Genomic DNA, 9,175 nt, shown 5'->3' with positions numbered 1-9,175 from the left:
TGGTCGTCGTCCTCGCAGACGATCTCGGCGAGGATGTCGAACGAGCCCGCGGTCATCACCACGTACTCGACTTCCGACATGCCGGTCAGCGCGTCGGCCACGGGGTCCAGTTCGCCCTCGACGTTGACCCCGACCATCGCCTGCCGGCGGAAGCCCACGGTGAGCGGGTCCGTCACGGCGACGATCTGCATCACGCCCTGGTCGAGCAGCTTCTGGACGCGCTGGCGCACGGCCGCCTCGGAGAGGCCGACGGCCTTGCCGATCGCGGCGTACGGACGGCGGCCGTCCTCCTGGAGCTGCTGGATGATCGCGAGGGAGACGGCATCCAGGTGGGGGGTGCCGTTCCTGGGCTCGCGGGGCGAGTCCCTCTGGTCTGCGCTTCGACTGGCCACGGCCTCACTGTGCACGACGTCTCGACGGTTCCGCAAGGCCGTAGCGATGAAATTCGTTGTTTAGACCTACTAGACCTGCGGATTTCGCAGCCGTGATGCGATCGGGGGTGTTGAAAACGTGGAGCGGCCGATTAGGGTGGGTGTCTCAGTGATTGGACAGTTCGACCCGACAGGAGGCCGGCAGTGAGCACCGAGCTGCGTCGTCTGCGCAACTACATCGATGGTGAGTTCCGGGACGCCACCGACGGACGGACCACCGAGGTGGTCAACCCCGCGACAGGCGAGGCGTACGCGACCGCGCCGCTGTCCGGACAGGCGGACGTCGACGCCGCGATGGCGGCCGCCGCGGCGGCCTTCCCCGCCTGGCGCGACACGACCCCCGCCGAGCGCCAGAGGGCCCTCCTGAAGATCGCGGACGCGTTCGAGGAGCGGGCCGAGGAGCTCATCGCGGCCGAGGTGGAGAACACGGGCAAGCCCGTCGGACTCACCCGGTCCGAGGAGATCCCGCCGATGGTCGACCAGATCCGCTTCTTCGCGGGCGCCGCGCGGATGCTCGAAGGCCGCTCGGCCGGTGAGTACATGGAGGGCATGACCTCGATCGTCCGGCGCGAGCCGGTCGGCGTGTGCGCCCAGGTCGCGCCGTGGAACTACCCGATGATGATGGCCGTGTGGAAGTTCGCCCCGGCGATCGCGGCGGGCAACACGGTCGTCCTGAAGCCCTCGGACACCACGCCCGCGTCCACCGTCCTGATCGCCGACATCCTCGGCACGATCCTGCCCAAGGGCGTCTTCAACGTCATCTGCGGCGACCGCGACACCGGCCGCGCGATGGTCGAGCACCCGACCCCGGCGATGGCCTCCATCACCGGCTCCGTGCGGGCCGGCATGTCGGTCGCCGAGTCGGCCGCCAAGGACGTCAAGCGGGTCCACCTGGAGCTGGGCGGCAAGGCGCCGGTCGTGGTGTTCGAGGACACCGACATCGCCAAGGCCGTCGAGGACATCTCCGTGGCGGGCTTCTTCAACGCGGGCCAGGACTGTACGGCCGCCACCCGCGTCCTCGTCCAGGCGGGCATCCACGACGAGTTCGTGGCCGCGCTGGCCAAGGCCGCCGCCGAGACCAAGACCGGCCTGCCGGACGACGAGGACGTGCTGTACGGCCCGCTCAACAACCCCAGCCAGCTCAAGCAGGTCTCCGGGTTCGTCGAGCGGCTGCCCGCCCACGCCAAGGTCGAGGCGGGCGGCCACCAGGTCGGCGACAAGGGCTACTTCTACGCCCCGACCGTCGTCTCCGGTCTGAAGCAGGACGACGAGATCATCCAGAACGAGGTCTTCGGTCCGGTCATCACCGTCCAGTCCTTCACGGACGAGGACCAGGCGGTGGAGTGGGCCAACGGCGTCGAGTTCGCCCTCGCGTCCTCGGTGTGGACCAAGGACCACTCCCGCGCCATGCGGATGTCCAAGAAGCTCGACTTCGGCTGCGTGTGGATCAACACCCACATCCCGCTGGTCGCCGAGATGCCGCACGGCGGCTTCAAGAAGTCCGGCTACGGCAAGGACCTGTCGGCGTACGGCTTCGACGACTACACCCGCATCAAGCACGTGATGACGTCGCTCGACGCGTGAGGCGCTCGTCGAGCGGGGCGCTTGTTGCGTGAGGCGCTCGTCGGGTGAGGCCGCGGGGCGTGTGGCGCCGTTCGGCGCGTGAGGGCCGCGCGGCGCTCGACGTTTGTCGGCGCTCGACGTCGCGCGGCGCACGAGGTCTGTCGGCGGGTGACGTACCGAGCGGCCATCGCCGTGTGCCCGGCCCCGGACGGAGGACGACCGTCCGGGGGCCGCGCGCGTCCTCCGTCCCGTTACGCCCCGCGCCGCTGATCGACAAGGTGTCGGGTCCGGCCCGGTCCGCTCGACGCACCGTCGATTGTCCGGCCGCGGCGGCGGACGGCATGCTGCGGTGGTGCCCCAGACTCCGAGGACCGCCGCCCTCTCCCGCCGTTCCCTGTTGCGCGCGCTCGGCGGCACCGCCGCCCTCGGCGCCCTCGCGGGCTGCGGGGTACCCGCCGCCTACGTAGGGCCCGGCGACCGTGCGGCCGCCGATCTCTCCTCCCACGACAAGCGGTTGACGTGGGCGAACTGGCCGTTGTACATCGACACGGACGACGACGACCCCGATCGGCGGCCCACGCTGGAGGCGTTCCGTGAGCGCACGGGCATCTCCGTCGACTATGCCGAGGAGATCAACGACAACGACGAGTTCTTCGGCAAGATCAGCCCCGCGCTGATGAACCGTCAGCCGACGGGCCGCGACCTGATCGTCATCAGCGACTGGATGTGCGCGCGGTTCGTACGGCTCGGCTGGGTGCAGGAGATGGACCGGGCCCGCCAGGCCCATGTGACGCGGAACCTCGACCCGTTGCTGCGCTCACCCGGGTTCGACCCGGCCGCAGGTTCACGGTGCCGTGGCAGTCCGGCATCACCGGCATCGCGTACGACCGCCGCAAGCTGGGCCGGGAGATACGCCAGGTCTCCGACCTGTGGGCGAAGGACCTGAAGGGCCGGGTCACGCTGCTGTCCGGTCTCGACGAGTCGTTCGCGCTGCTGATGCAGGGCGACGGCGTCGACGTCACCCGGTGGACGCGGGACGACTTCCACACCGTGTGCGACCAGGTGGAGAAGTACGTCGGCCAGGGCCACATCCGCCGCTTCACCGGCAACGACTACGCCAAGGACCTGGTCAGCGGTGACGTCCTGGCCTGCCAGGCGTACTCGGGCGACGTCATCCAGCTCCAGGCGGACAACCCCGACATCCGCTTCGTCGTGCCCGAGGAGGGCGCCGAGTTGTGGGCGGACTCGCTGATGATCCCCAACCTGGCCCGGCACAAGGCGAACGCCGAGCGGCTGATCGACCACTACTACCGGCCCGAGGTCGCCGCCGAACTCGCGGCCTGGGTGAACTACGTCTGCCCGGTTCCGGCGGCGCGGGACATCCTGGCCGCCTCCGACGACGAGGACACCGCCGCCCTCGCCGAGAACCCGCTGATCTTCCCCGACGCGGGGATGCGCGAGCGGCTCGCGATCGCGCGGGACATCACCGCCGGTGAACGCGTCGAGTTCGCCGAGCGGTGGAACGCGATCGTGGGGTTGTGAGGACGGGTTCGGCAGCCAGGACGAGGGACGCCGGCTCCGGACCAGGGGTACTGGCTTCGGACGAGAGCTGCCGGACGAGAGCCGCCGGACGAGAGCTGCCGGACGAAGGATGCCGGCTCAGGGCGGCGACCCTCGGGTGTTACTTCAGCCCGCTGAGCATGACCCCGCGGATGTAGTGCTTCTGGAGCAGCAGGAAGAGGATCAGGACCGGGAGGACGCTCAGGACGAGGCCCGCCATGACGATGGGCATCGTGCGGGTCGGGTCGACATGGTCCTGGAGGAGCTGGATGCCGACGGGCAGGGTCATCACGTCCGGGTCGGCGGTCGAGATCAGCAGCGCCCAGATGTACTCGTTCCAGGCGTTCACGAAGGTCAGCAACCCCAGCGTCACCAGGACCGGCCTGGTCTGCGGCAGCACGATCCGCCACCACACGGCGAACTCGCCCGCCCCGTCGATGCGCGCGGCCTCCAGGACCTCGTCCGGGATCGCGACCATGAACTGACGGGTCAGGAAGATCCCGAAGCCGTTGACCAGGAACGGCATCGCGAGTGCCGCGATGCTGACGGTCAGGCCCGCGCCGCCGCGCCCGAACAGGTCGTTGCCGCCCGCCAGCGGCCAGTGCACCAGGATCAGGAAGTGCGGGATGAAGAAGAGGAACGGAGGGAACATCATCGTCGACAGCACCAGACGGAAGATGAAGTCCCGTCCGGGGAAGCGGAGTTTGGCGAGCGCGTAGCCGGCGAGCGACGACGTGAGCAGCACCGAGCCGGTGATCAGCGCGGTCGCGACGACGCTGTTGCGGAACAGCACCGGAAGATCGAGCTGGTCCACCGCCGCCCGGTAGTTGGAGAGGTCGAAGGCTTCGGGCAGGAACCGGTACGGCAGCGTGCCGGACTCGCCGGGCCCCTTGAAGGACGTCATCACCATGTCCAGGAACGGCACCACCGTGAGCACGGCCCCGGTCACCACCAGCAGGTACGACAACCACGGGAAGCGTTGGCGGATCACGCGTCCTCCCCCTTGCGCCGGAAGATCCACAACTGCACCAGGGTGACCGCGAGGACCACCACGAACAGCACGAAGGCGGCGGCGCTCGCGGCGCCCCAGTCGCCGTACGAGAAGGCCTGCCGGTACATCTCCAGCGCGGCGACGTTGGTCGCGTCACCCGGGCCGCCCTTGGTCATCACGATGATCAGCGCGAACGACTGGAGGCCGGTGATGAACTGGGTGACGCACACGAGCAGCAGGGACGGCCTCAGCAACGGCAGGGTGACCTTCCAGAAGACCGTTCCGGGTCCGGCGCCGTCGAGCGCGGCGGCCTCGTAGTACGACTCGGGGATGGACTTGAGCCCGGCGGTCAGGACGAGGATCGCCGAGCCGAGCGAGGCCCAGGCCTGGACGACCACCACCGCGGGCAGCGCGGTGTCGGCGTCCTGGAGGAACGCCACCGATCCGAGCCCGAGGGCGTTGAGCACGCCGTTCACCAAGCCGCCCGGCTCGTACATGTACTTCCATACGTTGCCGACGGCGACGACGGTCGTCACGATCGGCAGGAAGTACAGCGTGCGCCACAGCCCCTGGTACCGCAGTCTGTCGATGCAGGTGGCGACGAGCACGGAGCCCGCGAGCGCGAGGGTCACCGTACCGAGGGCGAACAGCAGGGTGTTGGTGAGGATCGGCGTCAGGAACGTCGATCCGTCCGCGAACAGACCGGTGAAGTTGTCCAGGCCCACCGGATCGATGTCGCCGAGCGCGAACCCGGCCCAGCGGGACATCGACAGCAGCAACGCGAAGCCGAGCGGCAGGAGCAGGAAGACCGCGAAGAACAGCAGGGCCGGGGTCAGGAAGAGATAGGCGACGACGACCTGGCGGCGCCGGCCCCGGCGGCGGGGATCGACGGCGGGCTCGGCCGGCCGCGCGAGGTGCGCCCGCTCGGTCGTCTCCGGCACCAGCACGTTCACCATGAGCGCGACACCTCCTGGTCGACCTGGCGGCGGGTGGTGCGCAGGGCCTGGTCGACGGATTGCTGACCGGTCCACAACGCCTCGATGTTCTTGCGCAACAGCGACTTGGCCTGCTGCGCGCCCGGCACGTTCGGCTCCGGCACCGCGTACGCCAGCGCGTCCAGGAACGGGAGCAGGTTCGGGTCACCGTCCTTGGCGGCCGCGCTGCCCGCGCTCCCGGCCCCGTCGACCTTTCCGCCCCCGACTCCGCCGCCTCCCTCGCCCCCGCCCAGGAGCGTCCGCATGTCGTCGGCCCGGCCGGTCAGGGAGCCGACCGAGACCTGCAACCGGCTCATCCGGGTCGCCGTCGCCCTCTTCCCGGCGTTGCGCGCGCCCACCTTCTCGGTGTTGAGCCAGCGCAGGAACTCCCAGGCCTCGCCCGGGTGCGCGCTGGCCGTGTTGACCCCGAGCATGAAGCCGGTGGAGAGCGTGGCGCGCCGGTCGCCCGCTTCCGGCACGGGCACGGGCGCGACACCGACATCGCGGTAGTCGGCGCCCATCAGGGACTTCAGGTTCCCGGTCCACCAGCCGGCGCTGACCACCATGGCCACCTGCCCGGAGGGGAAGGCCCGGTAGACGTTGACGCCGGGGGCGCTCGCGCCCTCCACGACCAGGCGGTGTTCCAGGTCGAACACGGCCCGGCCGGCCGGCGAGTCGATGGCGGTGGTCCTGCCGTCCGCGGCGACGAACCTGCCGCCGGCGGCGTTGAGCAGCGCGAGGGTCTGGCCGACGGTGGTGGAGTCGTCGTAGGTCGAGAGCCCGAACCCCTGGACCAGGGTGTTGCCGTAGCGGTCCCGTCTGGTGGTGCGCAGCGCCGCCTCCTCCAGCTCCCGCCAGGTGCGCGGAGGGCCGTCGAGCCCGGCCTCGCGCAGCAGCCGCCGGTTGTAGTAGAGGGCGTACGTCTGGACCTCGGTGGGGTAGCCGTAGACCGTGCCGCCCACCGAGGAGGCGGCGACCGCGGCCGCGCCGTAGCCGCTCCTGATGTCCCCGGCGTGCTCGGCCGGTGCGGGCCGCAGGACGCCGGCCCGGACGAGCTGGCCGTTCCACAGGCAGTACGGGTGGAGGATGTCGGCGCCCTGGCCCGCGGCCTGCCGAACCATGAACGTGGTCAGCAGGTCGGAGAACTCGACGGCCGTCGTCCGCACCTTGACCCGGTCGTGCGTGGCGTTCCACTCGTCGACCGGGCCCTGGAGCGCCTGCTTGAGCTCTCCGCTCGCGTAGTGGGAGAGCAGGGTGAGGACGATCGGATCCCCGGGCCGTCCGGTGCCCTGGTGCGGCGCGGCGCAGCCGGAGGCGAGCAGCGCCGAGGGGAGCGCGAGCGCGATGTGACGGCGGCTCGGTCCGGCGGTGCGGGGCCGCGGCGACGGCGTCATCGGGTGGCCTCCCGGCGCAGCACGCGGAACACCCGGGTCGTGGTGAAGCCGGCCCTGCGGTACAGGTGGCCCGCGGCGGACCGCTCCCCGGTCCACAGGAACCACGCCGAGTGCGCGCCGCTCGCCCGCATCCGCTCCAGGACCAGGTGCAGCAGGACCTTGCCGAGTCCGGTGCCGCGCGTCTCCTCCAGCACGCCGAACGGACCGAACCGTTCGTCCACCGACTCGTACGCGCCGTGCATCGCCCAGCCGACCAGGCGGCCGGACGGGTCGCGGACGACGACGATCCGGTCGAGCGGGGTGCCCGCGGCCAGGCACTGCCGGATCGCGCGGGCCCAGTCCGGGTTGAAGTGGTTCCCGGCGAGCGCGAGGAGTTCGACCAGGTCGTCGTCGTCCGGGGTGGCGAACCGGTGGCCTCGCGCGGTCAGTTCGTCCCGGCGCAGCGCGACCTCAGCCGGGAGGCGGTGGCCGACCAGGCAGCGGTCCATCGCCGCCGCCTCGTACCGTGTGCGAAAGCCCAGGGAATGTAGGAGTCCGGCCGCTTCCGGGTACGCCTCGGCGTCCAGGCCCGGCAGGATGTAGTGCGGGGTGTACGAGGAGAAGTCCACCCGGGTGCGGCCGTGGCCGTGCAGCCAGTCGAGAGCCTCGGTCAGCAGCAGCCGGCCGAGGCCGCGCCCCCGGGCGGCCGGGTCGACGAAGAAGAACGGGATCCAGCCCTGTTCCGGCTCCAGGTCGGTGCCGGTCATCGGCGTCAGCCGGCGCACCGCGTAGGCGGCGCCGACGACACGGCCGCCCTCGAAGGCGATGCGCAGTCCCTCCGGGTCGAAGTTGGCGTCGAGCAGCACCAGGGAGCGGAAGCGGTCCGGGCTGATCGGGTCGGCCGGCAGACTCCGGCGCCACGCCGCCAGCAGCCGCGGGCCGTCGCCCGCGCGAAAGCCACGGGTCTCGGCCCGGGTTCGCGTCGCGCTCTCGGTCATCGGCAGGGTTGTCCTTCCGTACGCGGGGCCCGGACGGTGTCGAACGTGCCCCGCGGCGCCGCCTCGGGGTAGAGCAGTACGTCGTCGCCGGCCCACCGGCCCGGTGGCGCCGGCGGATCGCACAGCGGCAGCGGGTCGCCGCCCGCGTCGACGGTGCGCCGCAACCGGTCGGATCCCCACAGCAGGTCGATGAAGTGCCGGTGGCCGGTACGTTCCGCGCCATCGTCCGCCGTGAGCCAGGCGAAGTCGTCCGGGTACAGCCGGCGCAGCGTGGCGAGCATCGCCACGGCCGTCCGTACGGGCGCGAATTGCGTGCGGTCCGTGAGGTGCAACTGGACCCCGCGCAGCGGCCGTCCGGCGTGTTTGTGGAAGGTCGGCACGAATCTGAGGTCACGGAAGCGCACCCCGGGCAGGGCGAGTTCGGCGAGCGCGGGCGCGAACCGCGCGTCGATGTACGGGGCTCCGACGAACTCGAAGGGCTGCGTCGTGCCACGCCCCTCGGAGAGGTTCGTCCCCTCGAACAGGCAGGTGCCCGGGTAGACGGTGGCCGTGGCGGGCGTCGGCATGTTCGGTGAGGGTGCGACCCACGGCAGGCCGGTGGCCCGCGCGTCCATGGCGCGCTGCCAGCCGGCCGCCTCGATCACCGTCAGGTCGGCGCTCTCACCCGCGGCGTCGGGAACGAGCGAGGCGTTGAGGTACCGGGCGAGCTCGCCGCAGGTGAGGCCGTGCCGGACGGGTGTCGGGGCGCGCCCGACGAAACTGGCCCACGCGGGGTCGAGCAGCGGGCCCTCGCTGACGAGCCCACCGAGGGGATTCGGCCGGTCGGCGACCACGAACCGGACCCCCGTACGGGCCGCCGAGACCATCAGGTCGAACATGGTCGACACATAGGTGTAGAACCTGGCCCCGATGTCCTGGAGGTCGTACACCAGGGCGTCGACACCGCTGTCGAGCAGCAGTCCGTCGAGCTGATCGCCGCCGCACCGGTAGGTGTCGTGGACGGGCAGGCCGGTGGCGGGGTCCGTCCGGCCGGCCTCGCTCTCACCGGCCTGGCCGGTTCCGTGCAGTCCGTGCTCGGGGCCGAACAGGGCGACCAGCCGCGCGCCCGCTTCCAGCAGCGCGGGCGCGGCCGGGCGCAGGTCGGGCAGGACACCGGTGTGGTTGGTCACCAGCCCGAGCCGGCCGGGCCCGGCGAGTCCGGGTGACGCGTGCAGTCGTGCGATCCCGGTCGTCACCGCGAACCGGTCGTCCGTGCTCATCCTGATGTCCCGTCCGCCGGTGGCAC

General features: G+C 71.2%; 7 protein-coding genes and 1 pseudogene. 2 read left to right on the top strand and 6 right to left on the bottom strand.

The window, feature by feature from the left end:
* Positions 1-407: Lrp/AsnC family transcriptional regulator (locus ACWCQK_RS37275; protein ID WP_451162910.1), on the bottom strand; the 407-nt coding region annotated here is incomplete at its 3' end.
* A 168-nt stretch (positions 408-575) separates the two neighbouring features.
* Here ACWCQK_RS37275 and ACWCQK_RS37270 point away from each other — a divergent pair.
* Both ACWCQK_RS37270 and ACWCQK_RS37265 read left to right on the top strand, forming a co-directional pair.
* Positions 576-2,015: a gamma-aminobutyraldehyde dehydrogenase gene (locus ACWCQK_RS37270; protein ID WP_451162908.1), complete on the top strand. Its 1,440-nt coding sequence runs from the start codon at positions 576-578 to the stop codon at positions 2,013-2,015.
* 331 nt (positions 2,016-2,346) lie between these two features.
* Positions 2,347-3,536, top strand: a pseudogene (locus tag ACWCQK_RS37265) (ABC transporter substrate-binding protein).
* A 139-nt stretch (positions 3,537-3,675) separates the two neighbouring features.
* On the opposite strand, the gene ACWCQK_RS37260 reads toward ACWCQK_RS37265, so the two are convergent.
* Genes ACWCQK_RS37260 through ACWCQK_RS37240 form a run of 5 tightly spaced genes read right to left on the bottom strand, consistent with a single transcriptional unit; the run spans position 3,676 to position 9,149 of the window.
* On the bottom strand, positions 3,676-4,545 hold the full coding sequence (locus ACWCQK_RS37260; RefSeq protein WP_451162906.1) for a carbohydrate ABC transporter permease: 870 nt from the start codon (positions 4,543-4,545) through the stop codon (positions 3,676-3,678).
* Positions 4,542-5,501: a carbohydrate ABC transporter permease gene (locus ACWCQK_RS37255; protein WP_451162904.1), complete on the bottom strand. Its 960-nt coding sequence runs from the start codon at positions 5,499-5,501 to the stop codon at positions 4,542-4,544. The genes ACWCQK_RS37260 and ACWCQK_RS37255 overlap by 4 nt, the downstream gene beginning before the upstream one ends.
* Positions 5,495-6,913, bottom strand: coding sequence for an extracellular solute-binding protein (locus ACWCQK_RS37250; RefSeq protein WP_451162902.1), 1,419 nt, complete (start codon positions 6,911-6,913; stop codon positions 5,495-5,497). Before ACWCQK_RS37250 ends, ACWCQK_RS37255 begins: the two co-directional genes overlap by 7 nt.
* The gene (locus ACWCQK_RS37245; RefSeq protein ID WP_451162900.1) at positions 6,910-7,890 is read right to left on the bottom strand and encodes a GNAT family N-acetyltransferase; all 981 of its coding nucleotides are present in this window, start codon (positions 7,888-7,890) and stop codon (positions 6,910-6,912) included. The genes ACWCQK_RS37250 and ACWCQK_RS37245 overlap by 4 nt, the downstream gene beginning before the upstream one ends.
* Entirely contained in the window at positions 7,887-9,149 is a 1,263-nt protein-coding gene (locus ACWCQK_RS37240; protein WP_451162898.1) for an exo-beta-N-acetylmuramidase NamZ family protein, read from the bottom strand. Before ACWCQK_RS37240 ends, ACWCQK_RS37245 begins: the two co-directional genes overlap by 4 nt.
* Between the last annotated feature and the right edge of the window lie 26 nt (positions 9,150-9,175).

This window comes from Streptomyces sp. NPDC002306 (assembly GCF_053593435.1).
Note: the sequence above shows the minus strand (reverse complement) of the source record. Positions and strands in the feature narration are given on the sequence as shown.